We start from the raw sequence: 19,498 nt of genomic DNA, 5'->3' as shown, positions 1-19,498 counted from the left end.
ATTTTTCTGATATCAATAAGTAAACACCAGAAATGGTTAGCGGAATGTAAAAAAATAAGGCCCTGATAGAAATCAGAGCCTTAATCGCGAAATTTTTATCGTTTATGCACTGTAGTACATATCAAACTCTACAGGATGTGGTGTGAGATTCAGGCGATCAACTTCCTCACGCTTCAGATCAATGTAAGCGTCGATCTGATCATCGGTGAAAACGTCACCTTTCTTAAGGAACTCACGGTCTACGTCTAGCGCGTTTAGCGCTTCATCAAGCGAGCTTGCAACTGTTGGAACGCCTTTAAGCTCTTCTGGTGGAAGGGCATAAAGGTCTTTATCCATTGCTTCACCTGGGTGAATTTTGTTCTGGATGCCGTCCAGGCCGGCCATCATCATCGCTGCAAATGCATAGTATGGATTTGCTGTCGCATCAGGGAAGCGAACTTCAACGCGTTTTGCTTTCGGGCTGGAGCCGTAAGGAATACGGCAAGAAGCCGAACGGTTACGTGCAGAGTACGCCAGAAGTACAGGTGCTTCAAAGCCTGGCACCAAACGCTTGTAGCTGTTCGTGCTTGGGTTAGTGAAAGCATTGATTGCTTTAGCGTGCTTAATGATACCGCCGATATAATAAAGGGCTGTTTCAGAAAGATCAGCATAGCTATTACCAGCAAATGTAGGATCACCATCTTTCCAGATTGATTGGTGAACGTGCATACCTGAACCGTTATCTTCAGCTACAGGCTTAGGCATGAAGGTCGCTGTTTTACCGTATGTGTGAGCAACCTGGTGAACGCCGTATTTGTAAATCTGAACGTTATCAGCAGTTTCTACGAGTGTAGAGAACATCATGCCAAGCTCGTGTTGAGAGGCTGCAACTTCATGGTGGTGCTTATCCATTTGAAGGCCCATTTCTTTGAGAACCTTCACCATTTCACCCCGGAGATCAACACAGCTATCAACTGGAGCTACAGGGAAATAACCACCTTTAGCGCGTGGACGGTGGCCATAGTTGCCTTCATCATATGAACGAGCGGAGTTGTACGGGCCTTCAACATCGTCAATTTCGTATGATGCACCATTATAGCCAACGCGGAATTTCACATCATCAAATACGAAGAACTCTGGCTCAGAACCAAAGTAAGCTGTGTCGCCAACACCAGTGAATTTGAGGTATTCTTCAGCTCGTTTTGCTGTAGAGCGTGGATCACGACCATAGCCTTGACCTGTTGCTGGTTCTACGATGTCACAGAATACAACGATTGTTACGTCTGCTGTGAAGGGATCAAGCGTTACCGCTGAAAGATCTGGTTTTAGGATCATGTCGGATTCGTTAATCGCTTTCCAGCCAGCGATAGAAGAGCCATCAAACATCACGCCTTCTTCAAGCATATCTTCATCAACAACGTCTGCATCCATAGTGAGGTGCTGCCATTTACCTTTAGGGTCGGTAAAGCGTAGATCAACCCACTCTGCATTTGTTTCTTTTACCAGAGCGAGAAACTCTTCGTTGCTTAAATTACTGTACTTAGACATGCTTTATTCCCTTACATTAATTATATTACAGCTTTGGGCGTTCTAATTATATTGCATCGTTACCAGTTTCGCCGGTGCGGATGCGAATGGCTTCTTCGATGTGGCTAACGAAGATTTTGCCATCGCCAATACGGCCTGTGTGGGCAGCATTTTTAATAGCCTCAACAGCGCGTTCAGCCTGATCATCTTCAATAACAACTTCGATTTTTACTTTCGGGACAAAATCCACAACATATTCAGCACCGCGATATAATTCGGTATGGCCTTTTTGGCGTCCGAATCCCTTCGCTTCAATTACTGTGATGCCTGAAATGCCAATATCGTGGAGAGCTTCTTTAACTTCGTCCAATTTGAATGGCTTAATAATAGCTTCGATTTTTTTCATTTTACTTACCATTAACAGATTTGGTGAATGCATTAGCAGGGAATGTGCCAACTATCATATGCATAAGATGTGGCTTGATTCACTGCTTTTTTAATAATGAACTGTGAAAGTTTGTGCATTTAATTGCCTAAAAAATGTGCAGGTGATTACAGGGTGAGCAAAAAACTGTAATCTTTCGCTCACGCAAGGTTTCTGCTAAAAATGAAAAAATATAAAAAAAGGTGTGATTTCTTGCTTGACGAATAAGAGAGTAGGGAATACATAAGCGCCCACTCTCAGAGACGTGGCGGGTATAGCTCAGTTGGTTAGAGCACCAGATTGTGATTCTGGGGGCCGCCGGTTCAAATCCGGTTACTCGCCCCACTCTGAAAGTTTTTTTTAAGAAGCCCCTTTCGGGGCTTTTTTCTTTTGGTACACTGCCTCCGATTCCAAGGGGGAACAAATACAGTGATACAGTCACCACACGATCATATCTTATTAACGCCAGCTGAAGCGCGAGAAGCTGACGAATGGGCTATTCAAAATGGTACCAGTGGTTGGTCCTTGATGGAAGCTGCAGGTAGAGCTGCCGCTGACATTCTAGTAGAATATATTGGCACCCCAATTGAGGCCGGTGGCGAGATACTCATTTTGTGTGGTCCAGGCAATAACGGCGGGGATGGTTTTGTTATCGCGCGGCATCTTGATGATTGGGGTTACCCGGTAAAAGTAGCTCTTTCGTGTGCCGAAACTAATCTCAAGGGGGATGCTGCGGTAGCCCTTAAGCGTTGGGAAGGCCCAACAATTTCAATAGCTTCCGTGGATTGCAGTAAAGCGTCTGTTATTGTGGATGCATTATTCGGAACAGGGCAGGATCGGCCACTTGAAGGTGCTGTCGCTGATATTGTCGAAACTGCAAATACAGTTGATGCATTTCGGTTTGCTATTGATGTGCCAAGCGGGTTGAATGCAGAAAATGGCATTCCGTTTGGATTGTGCTTCTCGGCGGATGCTACTGTAACGTTTTCAAGTAAAAAACCTGGTCATATGATTGCCCCGGGCCGTTTTTTATGTGGTGGTGTTGATAACGTTCATGTAGCTGATATCGGCATTGGGAAAGCTGTTTACGACTCAATCGATTCGAATCATTTTGCAAACGAACCAGGGCTCTGGAGCGCATGTTACCCGTGTATGGGGCCTGCAACCCATAAATATGACCGTGGTCATTTATTAGTGCTGGGAGGTAGAGAACCTACTTTGGGGGCTTCCCGGCTAGCTAGTATTAGCGCGTTGAGGGCCGGGGCAGGGCTTGTTACACTAGCTGCACCATCTGAGACTTACTCCATTCAAGCTAGCGTGCTTACAGATGTAATGGTGCGTAGGTTTGATTCTGTTTTTGGTTTTGTTGGGGTTATGTCTGACGCAAGAATAACCACTGTTCTTTTAGGTCCCGGTGCAGGTGTGGGGGAGAAGACTATCGAGCTTATCCAACATGCAGGAGAAAAAGAACGCCATATGGTGTTGGATGCAGATGCGCTTACCAGCTTGCAGGGGCGAGCAGAAATATTGGCAGATTATGATTGTCAGAAGGTGTTGACCCCTCACGATGGCGAATTTGCACGGTTGTTCCCTGATCTGGATATTACGGTAGATAGAATAGCGGCAGTAAGAGCTGCGGCTAAAAGGATTAACGCAGTTGTTGTTCTAAAAGGGGTTTCAACGCTTATTGCTGCGCCAGATGAACGTGTGGCTATTACATCAAATGCGCCGGCTTATCTTTCTGTGGGGGGTACGGGAGATGTGCTCTCGGGGATTATCTCCAGCCTTGTGGTGCAGGGTATGCCTGCTTTCGAGGCAGCTGCAGCAGGGGTGTGGATTCACGGTGAGGCCGCTAATAAAGCCGGGCGCGGTATGATTGCTTCTGATCTTCTTAAATATTTATCAGCTGCGCTACCTTAAAGGTTTTCTGCGGTTTCAAGAAAAGAGCTATGCTTTTTTACGAAATAATTAAAAAAAATACTTGTGCTCTTTTGAAGGGCTGCTTATAAGCCCCCTCACAGCCGCCGAGCGCGGCACGACAACGTTTGTTGTTACTTACATAGATGACCTGTTTATATGCATCCGAAGGCATTGGTCATTGTTTGGTTTGCGGGTGTGGCGAAATTGGTAGACGCGCCAGATTTAGGTTCTGGTGTCCTTCGGACGTGGGGGTTCAAGTCCCTCCACCCGCACCAACCACTTCAGGGTAATCTGAAGAAAGTAAGTAAAAGCAAATATGTCAGATTATATAGATGATCTGTTTATATGCATCCGAAGGCATTGATCATCGTTTGGTATGCGGGTGTGGCGAAATTGGTAGACGCGCCAGATTTAGGTTCTGGTGTCCTTCGGACGTGGGGGTTCAAGTCCCTCCACCCGCACCATGATCTTCAGAAAATATATATATATCAATTATCAGTAAGATCATGGTGAAGTAGATGGTAAGCGCTAAATCACTTTGGCTTTTTGAAGTTTTTCCTTATCTCGAATGCTTTTTCCCTAAACTCACATCCCTCTGCATGGTCGTTGATAAGCCCCATAGCTTGCATGAAGGCGTATACCGTTGTAGGGCCAACAAATTTCCAACCACGCTTCTTTAAGTCTTTTGATATTGTAATTGATTCTTCAGATGTGGAGGCCGTTTGAGGTATGCCTAAGGAATTTGCATCAGGTTCGTATCTCCAAATGTAGGCTGCGATAGAGCCAAATTCATCTACCATTTCTTTTGCGCGTTTTGCGTTGTTGATAGTAGCTTCTATTTTACCGCGGTGACGGACAATACCTTGGTCAGTAAGTAGGCGCTTCACATCTTCTTCTGTGAATAATGCTATTTTGTTAAAGTCAAAACCATCGAATGCCTTGCGGAAGTTATCGCGTTTGCTCAAGATCGTTCGCCAGCTAAGCCCGGATTGAAATCCCTCAAGGCATAACTTTTCAAATAGTCTGATATCATCACTGACTGGGTATCCCCATTCTGTGTCGTGATAATGTATATAATCATCTGTTGCGGCACACCAACCGCAGCGCATTCTGTTATCACGGCTTTTAAATATCTGGGACATATGGAGTTCCTAGGATTTAGCGAGAAACGCAAGAGAATCTGCAGTGCGTGTTGGGGATACTTCCAGTATCTCTGCAGTGACAACATTTTGAATTACAAAAGGATCTTTTTGAACGAAGGTCTCTAGCGTGTCTTTTGTTGTGTTATGAGTGATAATTACGCCTCCAAGGGAGGGCTTTATACTACCCACTAAAAGGAAATTATATTCCTTGAAACCTTCTTCGATCCAATCTCTATGGGATGCCATATATTCTGAGGCTAGGTTCTTATTTTCGCTGAATTTTAAAGTGATAATATACATGATGTTCTCTTAATGATTTGCTGTGGTGGTTGAGCAGGTTTCTTCAAGCCATTCGAGCAGAAGCGATATTTCTTTCTTGAGGAATGTATCGCTCTGGAAGGTGTTGTATAAGGTTGCGATACCTTGGCTACGGGCAAGAACATGTTGAGATAGTAATGCAGCCTCGTCGTGAAGGCCTATATCTCTGAATTGTATTTGTAGCCATTCATCAAACAGTGAGAATATTTTGTTGGCTAGACCTTGAGCATCATGGCTGAGCTTGGCTAATTCGGAAGTCAACGTACCAACAGGGCATCCATGTTTTGCTATCTTATCTTTGTTTCTATCAAGGATAGTGATGTAAGATTTTATTCGCTCTTTCGCGCAGGGAGATGCTGCTTCCCATTCTTTGATCATCGCTAGCGTGTTTTTAAGTCGCAATTCGATAACCGCTTCCAGAATCTGGTCTTTGGTTTTGAAATGATGATAAAAGTTTCCGCGAGAAATAGAGATCTCACCGGCGATGTCCGCGAAAGAGGTGTGGTCAAATCCTTGTTCATAAAAAAGATTGTCCGCAACGGTGATAATTCTTTCTCTCGTGGTTTCTTTAGTCATATAGATCTCGTTTGAATGTTTTAGGATGATTGTCCTATTTTGGGTATGGTTAGGGCAATTGTCCTAATTGTCAATTCGAAAAACTATTATTCAAAAGCGAAATTTCAGCTAACTGAGTAAGTTTTGAGACAGTGGTGAGGTGTCTTCTTCTATCTTTTGGCTGTGTTTTGGCGTTTTTTGTTGAATTTTTCCTTGTAACGGTTTATCCGAGCCGACGAACTCGGTGCAAAGAAATTAAATTGAAACACAGTTTGTATTTTTTCGCCGTTTCACCAATTGGCACCATCAAAGTGCAGATAACGCATTTAATAAGGTTTGTGGCGCTTAATTTGAGCAGCCTTGAACTGGGTGAAACGACGTTAGACAACGTAATATAGAGAGTGGACGAGATGCAGATCGAAGAACTGCTAAACGAAGGCCTGAAGCGCGAATATAAAGTAACAGTAGCTGTTAACGAGCTTAATGAAAAACTCGACGCAGTTCTGAATGAATTCCGTGCTACTGCAAAACTAAACGGCTTCCGCCCTGGTAAAGCACCTCTTTCTCTTCTTAAGAAGATGTACGGTGAGCGCGCGCAAGGTCAGGTGATTTCTGAAGCTATGCAAGAAACATCTGCAAAGCTGTTCGAAGAAAAAGAAATCCGCCCAGCTCTTCGTCCTGAAGTAGATATGGATGAGTACAAAGACGGTACTGATCTTGAGTACACTCTAAAGGTTGAAATCCTTCCTGAAGTTAATGTGGAAGACTTTAAAGCACCTGCACTTGAGCGCTGGGTTGCTGAAGTAGCAGACAAAGACCTTGATGAAGCGCTAGAACGTATTGCTGGTCAGCAGAAATCTTTCAAGAAAGCTGCTAAAACCGCAAAATCTAAAGAAGGTGATGCTGTTCTTATCGATTACCTTGGTCGTATCGACGGCGAAGCGTTTGATGGTGGTGCTGCTGAAGATCACCAGCTTGAGCTTGGCTCTGGTATGTTCATCCCGGGTTTTGAAGACCAACTAGTTGGTTCTAAAGCGGGTGAAGAAAAGATCGTTAAAGTAACGTTCCCTGCTGAATACCACTCTAAAGATCTAGCTGGCAAAGAAGCTGAATTCACTGTGAATGTGAAAGAGGTTCGCCGTCCTGCAGAAGCTGAAGTAAATGATGAACTTGCTAAGAACCTTGGCCTTGAAGATCTGGATGGTCTTAAAGAAGCGCTTAAAGGTCAGCTTGAGGCAGATAATAACTCACTTACACGTGCGCACCTTAAGCGTAAGCTTCTAGATAGCCTTGCTGATAGCTATGATTTTGCTGTTCCAGCTGGCATGGTTGACCTTGAGTTTGCTCAGATTTGGGAGCAGATCAAACGTGATGCTGTTATGTCTGGCGAAGCAAAAGCTGAGGACTTCGAGGGTAAAGATGCTCCGGAAGATGAAGCAGAAGCTGCTGAGTTCCGCGCAATTGCAGAGCGCCGTGTTCGCCTTGGTCTTCTTCTATCTGAAATCGGTGTTAAAAACGAAGTTCAGGTTACTCAGGAAGAAGTTAACCGTAAGATTATTGAGGAAGCGCGTCGTTTCCCTGGTCAAGAATCTCAAGTATTTGAATTCTACCAGAAGAATGAAGAAGCTCGTGCACAGCTTCGCGCTCCAATCTTCGAAGAGAAGGTTGTTGATTTTGTAATTGAGCAAGCTGATCTCACAGATAAAACAGTTTCTCGTGAAGATCTTGAAGCTGCGGTTCGCGAAATCGACGAAGAAGAAGCAAACCCAGTTAAAGCGAAAAAAACTCCGGCTAAGAAAAAAGCTCCAGCAAAAAAAGCTGCCCCGAAAAAAGCTGCTGCTAAGAAAGCGCCAGCAAAAAAGGCACCAGCAAAGAAAGCTGCGGCTAAGAAAGCTGACAAAGAGTAGTCTTAGTTTGAATATTCTGGAAAGGCGTCCATTAGGGCGCCTTTTTTTTATGTTTTTTGTTTAAATATGCTTATGATGCATTATCTAACTGTTCTGTGTGGTGGATATTACTTGCCCGCAGTTAGAAGTGTTTGCTACAGCTAGGCAAACAACGCCTGTCTAATTTTTAGCAGAGTTTTTGAGTTTATTAATTGGAGCGCTTTATGAGCGATATTATGGAACCGTTCGCAAACCACTTGGTGCCGATGGTTGTTGAGCAAACAAACCGCGGTGAACGATCGTTTGATATTTATTCACGCCTTTTGAAGGAACGTATTATCTTCCTCACAGGGCCTGTGAATGATCATGTTTCCAGCCTTATTGTTGCACAGCTCCTGTTTCTAGAAGCTGAAAACCCTGAGAAAGATATTTCTTTTTATATCAACTCTCCTGGCGGGCACGTGACAAGCGGTTTGGCTATTTATGATACCATGCAATATATCAAGCCGAAGATTGCTACGATTTGCATAGGGCAGGCGTGTTCAATGGGATCTCTGCTTCTTGCTGCAGGCTCAGAAGGTATGCGTTATGCACTGCCAAATTCACGAATTATGATTCACCAACCATCTGGTGGTGCGCAAGGTCAAGCGGTTGATATCGAAATTCAGGCGCGTGAAATTTTGAATATTCGTGAGCGCCTTAATAAGATTTATGCGGAACACACAGGGCAATCTGTTGATGTTATCCAGAAAGCGTTGGACCGCGACAACTTTATGGAACCGCATGAAGCCAAAGAATTTGGTCTGATTGATGAAGTTTACGTATCAAGAGATACAAAAGCGTAGGTCGTTTCAATTAACGTGCTGATAACGCTTTTATGCTTTTATAAAAAAGCTTGGTAAAGCAAGACGACAGAATGAAAGTGAGATTTTTAAAGCAGTGACCGACTTGAGTAACAATGATTCGAAGAATACACTTTATTGCTCCTTCTGTGGCAAGAGCCAGCATGAAGTACGCAAACTGATCGCAGGACCAACGGTCTTTATCTGTGATGAGTGTGTTGAGCTGTGTAACGATATTATTCAAGAAGAAAGTAAGGGTTCGCTGAGTAAGGGAAGTGAAGGTGTTCCTTCCCCGCTTGAGATCCTTGAAGTTCTGAATGATTATGTGATCGGGCAGGCTGCAGCGAAGAAGGTTCTCGCTGTCGCTGTTCATAACCACTATAAGCGCCTTAATCACGCAACTGGTTCAAAAACTGAAGTAGAGCTTTCTAAATCTAATATTCTACTGGTTGGACCAACAGGTTGTGGTAAAACGCTGCTTGCACAAACACTGGCCCGTATTCTTGATGTGCCGTTTACAATGGCAGATGCAACAACGCTTACTGAAGCTGGTTATGTTGGTGAAGATGTTGAGAATATTATCCTGAAGCTTCTTCAGGCGGCAGATTATAATGTTGAACGTGCGCAGCGCGGTATCGTTTATATCGATGAGGTGGATAAAATCAGTCGTAAGGCAGACAATCCATCGATTACGCGTGATGTATCCGGCGAAGGTGTTCAACAAGCGCTCTTGAAAATTATGGAAGGTACTGTTGCAAGTGTTCCACCACAGGGTGGACGCAAACATCCTCAACAGGAATTCTTGCAGGTTGATACAACGAATATCCTCTTTATTTGTGGGGGAGCGTTCGCTGGCCTCGATAAAGTGATCACTAATCGTATGCAGGGTAAGTCTATTGGCTTTGGTGCAACAGTCGCTGGCCCTGACGAGCGCGGTGTTGGTGAACTATTCAAGGAAACAGAACCTGAAGATCTTTTGAAATTTGGTTTGATTCCTGAATTTGTGGGCCGCCTCCCTGTTATTGCAACACTGGAAGATCTGGATGAAGATGCGTTAGTGAAGATTTTGTCTTTGCCGAAAAATGCTCTTCTTAAACAGTATCAAGCACTCTTTGATATGGAAGATGTTAAGCTGAACTATACAGATGATGCGCTGTTTGCTGTTGCTCGTAAAGCGATTGAGCGCAAGACGGGTGCTCGTGGTTTGCGCTCTATCATGGAAAACACGCTTCTTGATACCATGTTTGATCTGCCTTCTATGGAAGGTGTTGAAGAGATCGTGATTAATGGCGATGTGGTAGACGGAAAAGCGACTCCTTTGCTTATTTACTCTGAAAAACGTGAGGAAGCTGATCAATCAGCGTAATTTACGACTAGTAAGTTGTTTAAAGGGGGTGAATCAGGTGGTTCAGCCCCTATTTTTATAACTAAAGCATGTAATTTAGGTGTTAAAGGCGCATTTAGCGTCTTTTTCTTTCTGTTTTTCTAGAAACTGCCTTAAACTGATACATAAGATAAATAAACTCTAATAGGCATATTCCTATGACCGATTCTCCAGAAGATACTACGAATCAAATTGAACTACCTGTGCTACCGCTCAGGGATATTGTTGTTTTTCCTCACATGATCGTCCCTCTTTTTGTTGGCCGTGATAAATCTGTCCGCGCACTTGAAGAAGTAATGGCGAAAGACAAACAAATTTTGCTTGTTGCTCAAAAAGATGCTTCCGAGGATGATCCAACATCTGATGATGTGTTCAGAATCGGCACTGTGGCATCCGTGCTCCAACTTTTAAAGCTACCAGATGGTACTGTGAAAGTCCTTGTAGAGGGCTTTAATCGTGCACAGATCAATGAATTTACACGCGAAGATGACTATTTTGCCGCGACGGGTACGCTTTTAGCCGGTGAAACGGCTGATCCAGCGGAGATTGAAGCGCTTTCCCGCTCGGTAATTACGCAGTTTGAGCAGTATGTGAAGTTGAATAAGAAGATTCCAGCTGAAGTATTGGCGACTGTGAATCAAATAGAAGACCCCAGCAAACTCGCAGATACAATCGCATCACATTTAGCTTTAAAAATTGATGATAAACAGGAACTTCTTGGAACTGTTTCCATTATTGAGCGTCTTGAACGAATCTTTGGCTTTATGGAAAGCGAAATCGGTGTTCTTCAGGTGGAGAAAAAGATTCGCGGTCGTGTGAAACGCCAAATGGAAAAAACTCAGCGTGAATATTATTTGAATGAGCAGCTTAAAGCTATTCAGAAAGAACTGGGTGAGGGCGATGATGGCCGCGAAGAAATTCAGGAACTTGAAGAAAAAATAGCCGAAACCAAGCTTACTAAAGAAGCGCGTGACAAATGCTTGGCGGAATTGAAAAAACTCAAATCCATGAGCCCAATGTCAGCTGAAGCTACAGTTGTAAGAAACTTCCTGGATTGGATGCTATCAGTGCCGTGGGGCAAAAAGTCTCGCGTTAAGAAAGATATCAAACAGGCGGAAGTAGTTTTAGATACTGATCACTATGGCCTTGAAAAAGTTAAAGAACGAATCATTGAATATCTGGCAGTTCAACAGCGCGCCAAAAAACTCAAAGGGCCGATTCTTTGTTTAGTTGGGCCGCCAGGCGTGGGTAAAACATCACTTGGTAAGTCTATTGCTCGTTCGACGGGACGTGAATTTATTCGCTTCTCGTTGGGTGGTGTTCGTGACGAATCAGAAATACGCGGTCACAGACGTACTTATATTGGCTCCATGCCAGGTAAAGTTATGCAGTCCATGAAAAAGGCAGGGACAACGAACCCTCTCTTCCTTTTCGACGAAATTGATAAAATGGGTCAGGATTTTAGAGGTGATCCAGCTTCTGCTTTACTTGAGGTGTTGGATCCTGAACAAAATGCGAAGTTCAACGATCATTATCTCGAAGTAGATTATGATTTGTCGAATGTGATGTTTGTGACAACTGCAAACTCCTTGAATATGCCGAAACCTCTTCTGGACCGGATGGAAATCATCCAGCTTTCTGGGTATACGGAAGATGAAAAGGTTGAAATCGCTAAGCGTCACCTGATTCCTAAGCAAGTTGAAGATCACGGCTTGAAAGAGGGTGAGTGGACTATTTCCGATGGCGCTATTCGTGATGTGATTCGTTATTATACCCGAGAAGCTGGCGTACGTTCGCTTGAAAGGGAGTTCGCAAAACTTACACGTAAAGCTGTGAAAGAGATTGTTGACGGCTCTAAGGATAAGATAAGCGTGACTTCACGAAATCTGGCTCAGTATGCCGGTGTCCGCCGCCATAGATTCGGTCAGACAGAGGAAGAAGATCAGGTTGGTTTAACAACAGGTCTGGCCTGGACCCAGGTTGGTGGCGAGTTATTAGCTATCGAAGCTGTTACGGTTCCAGGTAAGGGATTGATTAAAACCACCGGTAAGCTCGGTGATGTGATGAAAGAATCAATTCAGGCTGCACGTTCTTACGTGCATTCCAGATGCGTTGATTTTGGAATCAATCCAAAAATGTTTGAGAAAAAGGATATTCATATCCACGTTCCTGAGGGAGCGACGCCAAAAGATGGCCCTTCAGCGGGTGGAGCTATGTGTACAAGCATTGTTTCTGTGCTTACAGGGATTGCTGTTCGCAAAGATATTGCCATGACCGGTGAAATGACTTTGAGAGGCCGGGTGTTACCGATCGGTGGTCTTAAAGAGAAGCTTTTGGCCGCTTTAAGGGGTGGTGTTTCTAAAGTTCTTATCCCGAAAGATAACGAAAAAGATCTCGCTGAAATCCCTGAAAATGTTAAGAAAGGCCTTGAAATCGTTGCGGTTTCTACGATTGATGAAGTTTTGGAACATGCACTCGTTAAGCCGCTTGAACCTATAGAGTGGGATGAGGATGATGAGCATGCTGCAGATGCGAAAGAAAACGCGTCTGATGTATCTGAATTAACGACTCATTAGCCTCCTTGATAGCTATTCAGGAAAATTCAAGAAAAAAAAGATTAAAAACCGCAGTTTTCTGCGGTTTTTTATTTTGACATATGGAAAACAACGCGCTTAAACTGCGTTCGCATTTCGGAAAAATGTCGAAATACGCTCTTCAACTCAGAGGGGGATACCTTGAATAAAAATGACTTGATCGCAAAGGTTGCGGAAGCAGCTGATCTATCTAAAGCTGATGCTGGTAAAGCAGTAGACGCTGTGTTTGACTCAATCACTGGCGCACTTTCTTCTGGTGAAGAAATTCGTCTTGTTGGTTTCGGTACATTCGCTGTAGCACAACGTGCTGCAACAAAGGGCCGTAACCCACGTACAGGTGAAGAGATCGATATTCCTGCTTCTAAGCAGCCTAAGTTCAAGGCTGGTAAAGGTCTCAAGGACGCTGTAAACGCTTAATTGGTTTACGTGTATTTTGCAGAAACGGCCGTGGGGAAACCTGCGGCCGTTTTTCTTTTCAAAAAAATGTAAAATAGGGGTTTACAGGATGAGCGTTACGCCGTAAAACCCCGCTCACGCCACACGGAAGCGTGGGGTGCAACGCACTTTTGAATGGGCGATTAGCTCAGTTGGTAGAGCATCTCGTTTACACCGAGAGGGTCGGCAGTTCGAGCCTGTCATCGCCCACCATTCAAAAGTTGCTCTCGGAAGAGAAGGGCGATTAGCTCAGTTGGTAGAGCATCTCGTTTACACCGAGAGGGTCGGCAGTTCGAGCCTGTCATCGCCCACCATCTTCTCTTCATTTATAAAGTGGGCGATTAGCTCAGTTGGTAGAGCATCTCGTTTACACCGAGAGGGTCGGCAGTTCGAGCCTGTCATCGCCCACCACTTTATTTCCTTACAGTTTAAATTTATTTCGCTAATTGAGTACAGTAGCCCGGTTAAGCTATGTCTATGCTAGTATTGGTTTATGCGAGATGACGTATGTCTGATAAAGATTCAGCCTCCAATCCGTCTGATATTGTCTATGAGGCCTCCTGGGCTCCAGAAGACCCGAGAGACCGTATGTATGATCAAGATGCATCGGCGGTAAGGAAGGTTGGAGCCTTCGTTAGAATAATAGGGTCTTATCATCCTGTGCTGAACTTACCGATCTTGGCTTTTGATTTGCTTAAGAAATTGGGATTGTCTAGTTTGCTCTTTTTACTGTTAATTTTGCCTGCCTTGGTTGGTGCTTTTGTACTTTTATAGAGAAAAATCATTTTTGTTGAAGAAATATGAAAATGAGCGTTGACATGAGGGGTGGGAAATTCTAAAACCCGCTCCGCAAGCAAAGCGCGGGTGTAGCTCAGTTGGTTAGAGTATCGGCCTGTCACGCCGAGGGTCGCGGGTTCGAGTCCCGTCACTCGCGCCACTTGCTTCAAAATAAAAGCGTGTCACTTCAGTGTGACGCGCTTTTTTTATTTTTATATGCTCTCACGGTACAGATCGATTTGCGTGCTATGTCTGTTCTTAATTTTGTGTCGAATCTCTCCTTTTAGGTAGTAATAACTGGATGTGCGCTTTTTCCATGTATGGAAACAGCGATAGATGTAGTCAGTAATCTTTCAGAAAAGTTACTGTTTCCTGTAGCTTTAAGGACGCTTCCTTTTGGGCGCCTAAAAAAAATATAAAAAAGCACTTTCTTTGATTGACATGAGGTGTGGGAAATTCTAAAACCCGCTCCGCAAGCAAAGCGCGGGTGTAGCTCAGTTGGTTAGAGTATCGGCCTGTCACGCCGAGGGTCGCGGGTTCGAGTCCCGTCACTCGCGCCACTTGCTTCAAAATAAAAGCGTGTCACTTCAGTGTGGCACGCTTTTTTGATTCTGACGTAACTATTTGTTCTCACACAAAAAAAATCCAAAAAATGTATTTCTTTGATTGACATGGTGGTCAGGAAATTCTAAATACTGGCCCACAAGCAAAGCGCGGGTGTAGCTCAGTTGGTTAGAGTATCGGCCTGTCACGCCGAGGGTCGCGGGTTCGAGTCCCGTCACTCGCGCCACTTGTTTGTTTGGAAAGCGCGTCACTTAATTGTGGTGCGCTTTTTTCGTTTTGTACTGATAAAACTCTCCACAATCCGTTCTTGTAAAATTCCGTAAAAGCGGAATGTAAGCTTTTCTTTACTAAAAAGAGGGCATAAACTTATTTCTGTGTTCAATGAGGCAAAATTCTCTCTTTACTGATTGGGTTAACCCCATTAAAAGAGCGCTGTAATTTAGGGCCAATAAACAAAAAGGGACTCCCATGGAGTCGTTGCTCATCCAATATCTTCCGATCCTTATCTTTCTAGGGATCGCTATTGTATTTTCATTAGTCTTCGTGGGCGCTGCTGTGCTTATTGCACGCCAGAACCCTGATGAAGAAAAGCTGTCAGCGTACGAATGTGGATTTGAAGCATTCGAAGATAGCCGTCATCAGTTTGATGTACGTTTCTATCTTGTTGCTATCCTCTTCATTATTTTCGACCTTGAAGTGGCATTCTTATTCCCTTGGGCGGTAGCTCTCGGTTCAATTGGTGTGTTCGGTTTCTGGTCAATGATGATCTTCCTCGGAGTGCTGACTGTTGGTTTCGTGTATGAATGGAACAAAGGAGCGCTGGAATGGGAGTAGTACAATCCAGTCATCCTGCTGTTGCAGAGGGTGGTAAGAACCCGGCAGAGACAGAGTTTTTCCAAGGTCTTAATGACGAACTTCAGGATAAGGGGTTCGTTGTTGCCAATTTGGAAGATCTGATTGCCTGGGCGCGTACCGGCTCTCTTTGGTGGATGACCTTCGGTTTGGCATGTTGTGCTGTTGAAATGATGCACTCAAGCATGCCTCGTTATGACGTTGAACGTTTCGGTTTTGCTCCGCGTGGTAGCCCGCGCCAGAGTGATGTGATGATCGTTGCGGGTACGCTCACTAATAAGATGGCGCCAGCGATGCGTAAGGTTTATGACCAGATGCCTGAGCCGCGCTACGTTATTTCTATGGGTAGCTGCGCGAATGGTGGTGGATATTACCACTATTCTTATTCAGTAGTTCGCGGTTGTGACCGTATTGTGCCGGTAGATATTTATGTGCCGGGCTGTCCTCCAACTGCTGAAGCACTCATCTACGGAATTTTGCAGCTGCAGCGCAAAATTCGCCGTATTAGTACTCTCGAAAGATAACATCATAGCCGACCCGGTATTCTCCGGATCGGCCTCATGTATGTGTGGCCCATCGGGCCGCTTATGTAAGAGGAGCGCGCGAGCGCATGACCGATAAAGCATTGATAGATTTGGGCGAGGCAATCGCGACCAGTCTGGAAAATGACGTAATCTCCACGAGCGTTTCGTTCGGGGAGCTTACTATTACTGTCCGTGCTGATCACATTAAGAAGGTGCTTACCTATCTTCGTGATAACCCGGACTGTTGTTTTAAACAGCTGATTGACCTAACGGCGGTAGACTATCCAGAGCGCTCCAAGCGCTTTGATGTGGTTTATCACCTTCTTAGTATTCAGTTTAACCAGCGTATCCGCGTGAAAGTGGAAACGGATGAAGATACTCCGGTGCCTAGCGCTGTTGAGGTTTATCCGGCAGCAAACTGGTTTGAGCGTGAAGCTTGGGATATGTACGGTATTTTCTTCTCAGATCACCCAGATCTGCGCCGTATGTTGTCTGACTATGGTTTCCAAGGCTTCCCACTTCGTAAAGATTTCCCTGTTATGGGTTATGTTGAGTGTCGTTATTCTGAGGAAGAGGGGCGTGTTATTTATGAGCCTACCCAGCTTACTCAGGAAAACCGTAACTTCGATTTCATGAGCCCTTGGGAAACAGCCAAATATGTATTGCCTGGTGATGAAAAAGCTGAGGCGGAGAAGAAATAATGGCTGATGTAGATATTAAAAACTATTGCCTGAACTTCGGTCCACAGCACCCTGCAGCACACGGTGTACTCCGTATGGTTATGGAGCTAGACGGTGAGATCGTTGAACGGGTAGACCCGCATATTGGTCTTCTGCACCGTGGTACAGAAAAGCTGATTGAGCAGAAGCAGTATCTTCAGGCGATGCCGTACTTTGATCGTCTTGATTATGTAGCTCCAATGAACCAGGAACATGCATTTGTTCTTGCTGTTGAAAAGTTGCTTGATGCTGAAGTGCCGATCCGGGGCCAGTATATTCGTGTATTGTTCAGTGAGATCGGCCGCGTGCTGAACCACATTCTGAACATTACTACGCATGCGATGGACGTTGGTGCACTTACACCAATTCTTTGGCTCTTTGAAGAACGTGAGAAGCTGATGGAATTCTATGAGCGTATTTGTGGCGCTCGTCTTCACGCAGCTTTCTTCCGCCCTGGCGGTGTTCACCAGGATATGCCAGCGGGTATGGCAGAGGATATCCTGAAGTGGGCTGATGAGTATGAGCAGGTTCAACAAGATGTTGAAACGCTCCTTATTGATAACCGTATCTTTAAACAGCGTAACGTGAATATCGGTGTTGCAGACGCTGAAACAGCACTGGCGTGGGGTTGGACTGGTCCCATGCTTCGCAGTACGGGCCTAGCATGGGATCTGCGTAAATCTCAGCCATATGAAGTTTATGACAAGATGGACTTTAAAGTGGTGGTTGGTAACGCGGGTGATTGTTACGACCGTTTCATGATGCGTCTTGCTGAAATTCGCGAAAGTATCAAAATTATTCGTCAGTGTATCGAGCAGATGCCTGAAGGACCGGTTATGTCTCTAGACAATAAGATCGCTCCTCCACGCCGCGCTGATATGAAGACGTCTATGGAATCTCTAATTCATCACTTTAAGCTCTATACTGAAGGCTTCCGTGTGCCGGAAGGCGAGGCTTACGCCGCTGTTGAAGCGCCTAAGGGTGAGTTTGGTGTGTATCTGGTATCAGACGGTTCCAACCGTCCGTACCGCTGTAAAATCCGTGCTCCTGGGTTTGTGCACCTTCAGTCTATGGATCTGCTATGTCGCGGCCATATGCTTGCTGATGCACCTGCTGTCCTTGGTGCTATGGATATCGTATTTGGTGAGGTTGACCGATGAGTGCGGCTTCAAAAGCATTTGCGTGGACGTCTGAAAATGAGGCGGTAGCGCAAAAACACATCGCTAAATATCCTGAAGGTAAGCAGCAATCTGCTGTTATGCCTCTGCTGGATTTGGCGCAGCGCCAGAATGGTGGCCATGTGACACAGGAAATCATGGAGTATATCGGGAAGTATCTTGATATGCCGCCAATCCGTGTTCAGGAAGTGGCGACATTCTACTCTATGTATAATCACAAGCCGATTGGTAAACACCATGTACAGGTTTGTGGCACAACACCATGTTGGTTGCGTGGTTCGGATGATATCATGAGCGCTTGTAAGAAGCGTCTTGGCATCACGAAAGGCCAGACAACAGAAGACGGTATGTTCACACTTTCAGAAGTTGAATGTGCTGGTGCTTGTGTGAATGCACCTGTTGTTGCGATTGATGACGACTACTACGAAGACCTTTCTCCAGAAAGCATTGTCGATATTCTCGATAAGCTCGCTAAAGGAGATGCGGTTAAACCAGGGCCACAGGTTGATCGTCAGACAAGTGCTCCAGTAGGCGGCGCTACGACGCTTAAAGGTGATAAAGAGGGAGATGCATAATGCTTGCTGATAAGGATCGCATCTTTACTAACCTTTACGGCGATGAAAGCGCTGATATTGACGCAGCTATGAAGCGCGGTGATTGGCAGGGTACAAAAGACTTTATCGCTAAAGGCCAGGACTGGATTATTGAGCAAATCAAAGAATCTGGTCTTCGTGGTCGTGGCGGTGCGGGTTTCCCTACAGGCCTTAAATGGTCATTCATGCCGAAGGAATCAGATGGACGCCCATCTTACCTTGTTGTGAATGCCGATGAAGGCGAGCCAGGTACTTGTAAAGACCGTGATATGATGCGTCACGACCCTCATAAACTTATTGAAGGTTGTTTGATCGCTGGGTTCGCAATGCGTGCCGTTGCGGCTTATATCTATATTCGTGGTGAATTCTTCCGTGAAGCTGAAGCACTTGAAAAAGCGATTGAAGAAGCACGCGCGAAGGGTTTCCTTGGTAAAAACGCTTGTGGTTCCGGATATGATTTCGATGTATTCGTTCACCGCGGAGCAGGGGCTTATATTTGTGGTGAAGAAACTGCACTTATCGAAAGTCTTGAAGGAAAGAAAGGCCAGCCTCGTCTGAAGCCTCCTTTCCCTGCAAACGTTGGTGTGTGGGGCTGCCCAACCACTGTAAACAATGTTGAATCCATCGCAGTTGTTCCAACAATCCTGCGTCGCGGTGCTTCATGGTTTGCGGGTCTTGGTCGCCCGAACAACACAGGTACAAAAGTTTTCTGTATTTCTGGTCACGTTAACAATCCTTGTAACGTGGAAGAAGAAATGGGTATTCCACTGAAAGAGCTTATCGAAAAGCACGCTGGCGGTGTTCGCGGCGGCTGGGATAATCTTCTTGCAGTCATTCCTGGTGGTTCTTCTGTACCAGTTCTACCAAAAGAAATTTGTGACACGGTATTGATGGATTTCGATAGCCTTCGTGATGTGCAGTCTGGCCTTGGTACAGCTGCAATTATCGTGATGGACAAATCCACTGATATTGTGAAAGCGATTGCTCGTCTCTCTGAATTCTATAAGCACGAAAGTTGTGGCCAATGTACGCCTTGCCGTGAAGGTACAGGCTGGATGTGGCGCGTTATGGAACGCCTTGTAGAAGGTAGAGCTGACAAATCAGAAATTGATACCCTTCTTGATGTTACTAAACAGATTGAAGGCCATACGATTTGTGCACTTGGTGATGCTGCTGCTTGGCCAATTCAGGGATTGATGCGCCACTTCCGTGATGAAGTGGAAGCTCGTATTGATGCCTACCAAGCAAAAGCTGCTGAGTAAGAGCGCGAGGCCAGGAGAATTCA

General features: G+C 45.1%; 18 protein-coding genes and 9 tRNA genes. 22 read left to right on the top strand and 5 right to left on the bottom strand.

What is annotated here, in order from left to right:
- Positions 1 to 102: 102 nt before the first annotated feature.
- Both glnA and KFE96_RS11735 read right to left on the bottom strand, forming a co-directional pair.
- The gene (glnA, locus tag KFE96_RS11740; protein ID WP_255832759.1) at positions 103 to 1,527 is read right to left on the bottom strand and encodes a type I glutamate--ammonia ligase; all 1,425 of its coding nucleotides are present in this window, start codon (positions 1,525 to 1,527) and stop codon (positions 103 to 105) included.
- 46 nt (positions 1,528 to 1,573) lie between these two features.
- Positions 1,574 to 1,912 carry a P-II family nitrogen regulator gene (locus KFE96_RS11735; RefSeq protein WP_255832758.1) on the bottom strand — a complete coding sequence of 113 codons (339 nt, stop codon included), beginning with the start codon at positions 1,910 to 1,912 and terminating at the stop codon, positions 1,574 to 1,576.
- A 286-nt stretch (positions 1,913 to 2,198) separates the two neighbouring features.
- On the opposite strand from KFE96_RS11735, the gene KFE96_RS11730 reads away from it, so the two are divergent.
- The 4 genes from KFE96_RS11730 (at position 2,199) to KFE96_RS11715 (ending at position 4,314) form a co-directional block, all read left to right on the top strand.
- Positions 2,199 to 2,275 (top strand) — tRNA-His (locus KFE96_RS11730).
- Positions 2,276 to 2,359: 84 nt separating this feature from the next.
- Entirely contained in the window at positions 2,360 to 3,850 is a 1,491-nt protein-coding gene (locus KFE96_RS11725; protein ID WP_255832757.1) for an NAD(P)H-hydrate dehydratase, read from the top strand.
- A gap of 189 nt (positions 3,851 to 4,039) precedes the next feature.
- A tRNA-Leu gene (locus tag KFE96_RS11720) sits at positions 4,040 to 4,125 on the top strand.
- Between the two features lie 103 nt (positions 4,126 to 4,228).
- A tRNA-Leu gene (locus KFE96_RS11715) sits at positions 4,229 to 4,314 on the top strand.
- A 69-nt stretch (positions 4,315 to 4,383) separates the two neighbouring features.
- On the opposite strand, the gene KFE96_RS11710 is transcribed toward KFE96_RS11715, so the two are convergent.
- From KFE96_RS11710 to KFE96_RS11700, 3 genes are read right to left on the bottom strand one after another with little or no spacing between them, the layout of a single operon-like run.
- Positions 4,384 to 4,992, bottom strand: coding sequence for a DNA-3-methyladenine glycosylase I (locus KFE96_RS11710; protein WP_255832756.1), 609 nt, complete (start codon positions 4,990 to 4,992; stop codon positions 4,384 to 4,386).
- Between the two features lie 9 nt (positions 4,993 to 5,001).
- Entirely contained in the window at positions 5,002 to 5,292 is a 291-nt protein-coding gene (locus KFE96_RS11705; protein WP_255832755.1) for a YciI family protein, read from the bottom strand.
- Positions 5,293 to 5,301: 9 nt separating this feature from the next.
- The gene (locus KFE96_RS11700) at positions 5,302 to 5,886 is read right to left on the bottom strand and encodes a TetR/AcrR family transcriptional regulator (RefSeq protein WP_255832754.1); all 585 of its coding nucleotides are present in this window, start codon (positions 5,884 to 5,886) and stop codon (positions 5,302 to 5,304) included.
- Positions 5,887 to 6,275: 389 nt separating this feature from the next.
- On the opposite strand from KFE96_RS11700, the gene tig reads away from it, so the two are divergent.
- The 18 genes from tig to nuoF all read left to right on the top strand — a co-directional run bounded on the left by tig (position 6,276) and on the right by nuoF (position 19,475).
- Entirely contained in the window at positions 6,276 to 7,772 is a 1,497-nt protein-coding gene (tig, locus tag KFE96_RS11695; RefSeq protein ID WP_255832753.1) for a trigger factor, read from the top strand.
- Between the two features lie 203 nt (positions 7,773 to 7,975).
- Positions 7,976 to 8,596 carry an ATP-dependent Clp endopeptidase proteolytic subunit ClpP gene (clpP, locus tag KFE96_RS11690; protein ID WP_304665220.1) on the top strand — a complete coding sequence of 207 codons (621 nt, stop codon included), beginning with the start codon at positions 7,976 to 7,978 and terminating at the stop codon, positions 8,594 to 8,596.
- 94 nt (positions 8,597 to 8,690) lie between these two features.
- Positions 8,691 to 9,959 carry an ATP-dependent Clp protease ATP-binding subunit ClpX gene (clpX, locus tag KFE96_RS11685; RefSeq protein WP_247021847.1) on the top strand — a complete coding sequence of 423 codons (1,269 nt, stop codon included), beginning with the start codon at positions 8,691 to 8,693 and terminating at the stop codon, positions 9,957 to 9,959.
- 176 nt (positions 9,960 to 10,135) lie between these two features.
- Positions 10,136 to 12,553 carry an endopeptidase La gene (gene lon / locus KFE96_RS11680; protein WP_255832752.1) on the top strand — a complete coding sequence of 806 codons (2,418 nt, stop codon included), beginning with the start codon at positions 10,136 to 10,138 and terminating at the stop codon, positions 12,551 to 12,553.
- Positions 12,554 to 12,712: 159 nt separating this feature from the next.
- Positions 12,713 to 12,988 carry an HU family DNA-binding protein gene (locus KFE96_RS11675; protein WP_247021850.1) on the top strand — a complete coding sequence of 92 codons (276 nt, stop codon included), beginning with the start codon at positions 12,713 to 12,715 and terminating at the stop codon, positions 12,986 to 12,988.
- A gap of 155 nt (positions 12,989 to 13,143) precedes the next feature.
- Positions 13,144 to 13,219 (top strand) — tRNA-Val (locus tag KFE96_RS11670).
- 25 nt (positions 13,220 to 13,244) lie between these two features.
- Positions 13,245 to 13,320, top strand: a tRNA-Val gene (locus KFE96_RS11665).
- A gap of 21 nt (positions 13,321 to 13,341) precedes the next feature.
- A tRNA-Val gene (locus KFE96_RS11660) sits at positions 13,342 to 13,417 on the top strand.
- Positions 13,418 to 13,513: 96 nt separating this feature from the next.
- Entirely contained in the window at positions 13,514 to 13,780 is a 267-nt protein-coding gene (locus KFE96_RS11655; RefSeq protein WP_255832751.1) for a hypothetical protein, read from the top strand.
- An 86-nt stretch (positions 13,781 to 13,866) separates the two neighbouring features.
- A tRNA-Asp gene (locus KFE96_RS11650) sits at positions 13,867 to 13,943 on the top strand.
- Between the two features lie 323 nt (positions 13,944 to 14,266).
- Positions 14,267 to 14,343 (top strand) — tRNA-Asp (locus KFE96_RS11645).
- A 153-nt stretch (positions 14,344 to 14,496) separates the two neighbouring features.
- Positions 14,497 to 14,573, top strand: a tRNA-Asp gene (locus KFE96_RS11640).
- A 242-nt stretch (positions 14,574 to 14,815) separates the two neighbouring features.
- Positions 14,816 to 15,181 carry an NADH-quinone oxidoreductase subunit A gene (locus KFE96_RS11635; protein WP_247021357.1) on the top strand — a complete coding sequence of 122 codons (366 nt, stop codon included), beginning with the start codon at positions 14,816 to 14,818 and terminating at the stop codon, positions 15,179 to 15,181.
- Positions 15,172 to 15,723 (top strand): NADH-quinone oxidoreductase subunit B family protein, encoded by a 552-nt coding sequence (locus KFE96_RS11630; protein WP_247021359.1) that lies wholly within the window; start codon positions 15,172 to 15,174, stop codon positions 15,721 to 15,723. The genes KFE96_RS11635 and KFE96_RS11630 overlap by 10 nt, the downstream gene beginning before the upstream one ends.
- 86 nt (positions 15,724 to 15,809) lie before the next feature.
- Positions 15,810 to 16,424, top strand: coding sequence for an NADH-quinone oxidoreductase subunit C (locus tag KFE96_RS11625; protein ID WP_247021361.1), 615 nt, complete (start codon positions 15,810 to 15,812; stop codon positions 16,422 to 16,424).
- Positions 16,424 to 17,602, top strand: coding sequence for an NADH-quinone oxidoreductase subunit D (locus KFE96_RS11620; RefSeq protein WP_247021363.1), 1,179 nt, complete (start codon positions 16,424 to 16,426; stop codon positions 17,600 to 17,602). Before KFE96_RS11625 ends, KFE96_RS11620 begins: the two co-directional genes overlap by 1 nt.
- Positions 17,599 to 18,195, top strand: coding sequence for an NADH-quinone oxidoreductase subunit NuoE (gene nuoE / locus KFE96_RS11615; RefSeq protein WP_255832750.1), 597 nt, complete (start codon positions 17,599 to 17,601; stop codon positions 18,193 to 18,195). The genes KFE96_RS11620 and nuoE overlap by 4 nt, the downstream gene beginning before the upstream one ends.
- A complete protein-coding gene (gene nuoF / locus KFE96_RS11610; protein WP_247021366.1) occupies positions 18,195 to 19,475 on the top strand; it encodes an NADH-quinone oxidoreductase subunit NuoF in 1,281 nt (426 codons plus the stop codon). The genes nuoE and nuoF overlap by 1 nt, the downstream gene beginning before the upstream one ends.
- The last annotated feature ends 23 nt before the right edge of the window (positions 19,476 to 19,498 follow it).

Origin of the sequence: Kordiimonas sp. SCSIO 12603 (assembly GCF_024398035.1) — a bacterium.
Classification (GTDB): domain Bacteria; phylum Pseudomonadota; class Alphaproteobacteria; order Sphingomonadales; family Kordiimonadaceae; genus Kordiimonas.
Note: the sequence above shows the minus strand (reverse complement) of the source record. Positions and strands in the feature narration are given on the sequence as shown.

Bases quoted from the DNA above. Each gene is read 5' to 3' on its own strand.
- clpP (WP_304665220.1), top strand. From the start codon at position 7,976: ATGAGCGATATTATGGAACCGTTCGCAAACCACTTGGTGCCGATGGTT.
- KFE96_RS11705 (WP_255832755.1), bottom strand. From the start codon at position 5,292: ATGTATATTATCACTTTAAAATTCAGCGAAAATAAGAACCTAGCCTCA.
- glnA (WP_255832759.1), bottom strand. From the start codon at position 1,527: ATGTCTAAGTACAGTAATTTAAGCAACGAAGAGTTTCTCGCTCTGGTA.
- tig (WP_255832753.1), top strand. From the start codon at position 6,276: ATGCAGATCGAAGAACTGCTAAACGAAGGCCTGAAGCGCGAATATAAA.
- KFE96_RS11620 (WP_247021363.1), top strand. From the start codon at position 16,424: ATGGCTGATGTAGATATTAAAAACTATTGCCTGAACTTCGGTCCACAG.
- KFE96_RS11700 (WP_255832754.1), bottom strand. From the start codon at position 5,886: ATGACTAAAGAAACCACGAGAGAAAGAATTATCACCGTTGCGGACAAT.
- nuoF (WP_247021366.1), top strand. From the start codon at position 18,195: ATGCTTGCTGATAAGGATCGCATCTTTACTAACCTTTACGGCGATGAA.
- KFE96_RS11625 (WP_247021361.1), top strand. From the start codon at position 15,810: ATGACCGATAAAGCATTGATAGATTTGGGCGAGGCAATCGCGACCAGT.
- KFE96_RS11635 (WP_247021357.1), top strand. From the start codon at position 14,816: ATGGAGTCGTTGCTCATCCAATATCTTCCGATCCTTATCTTTCTAGGG.
- nuoE (WP_255832750.1), top strand. From the start codon at position 17,599: ATGAGTGCGGCTTCAAAAGCATTTGCGTGGACGTCTGAAAATGAGGCG.
- KFE96_RS11735 (WP_255832758.1), bottom strand. From the start codon at position 1,912: ATGAAAAAAATCGAAGCTATTATTAAGCCATTCAAATTGGACGAAGTT.
- KFE96_RS11710 (WP_255832756.1), bottom strand. From the start codon at position 4,992: ATGTCCCAGATATTTAAAAGCCGTGATAACAGAATGCGCTGCGGTTGG.
- KFE96_RS11630 (WP_247021359.1), top strand. From the start codon at position 15,172: ATGGGAGTAGTACAATCCAGTCATCCTGCTGTTGCAGAGGGTGGTAAG.
- KFE96_RS11655 (WP_255832751.1), top strand. From the start codon at position 13,514: ATGTCTGATAAAGATTCAGCCTCCAATCCGTCTGATATTGTCTATGAG.
- lon (WP_255832752.1), top strand. From the start codon at position 10,136: ATGACCGATTCTCCAGAAGATACTACGAATCAAATTGAACTACCTGTG.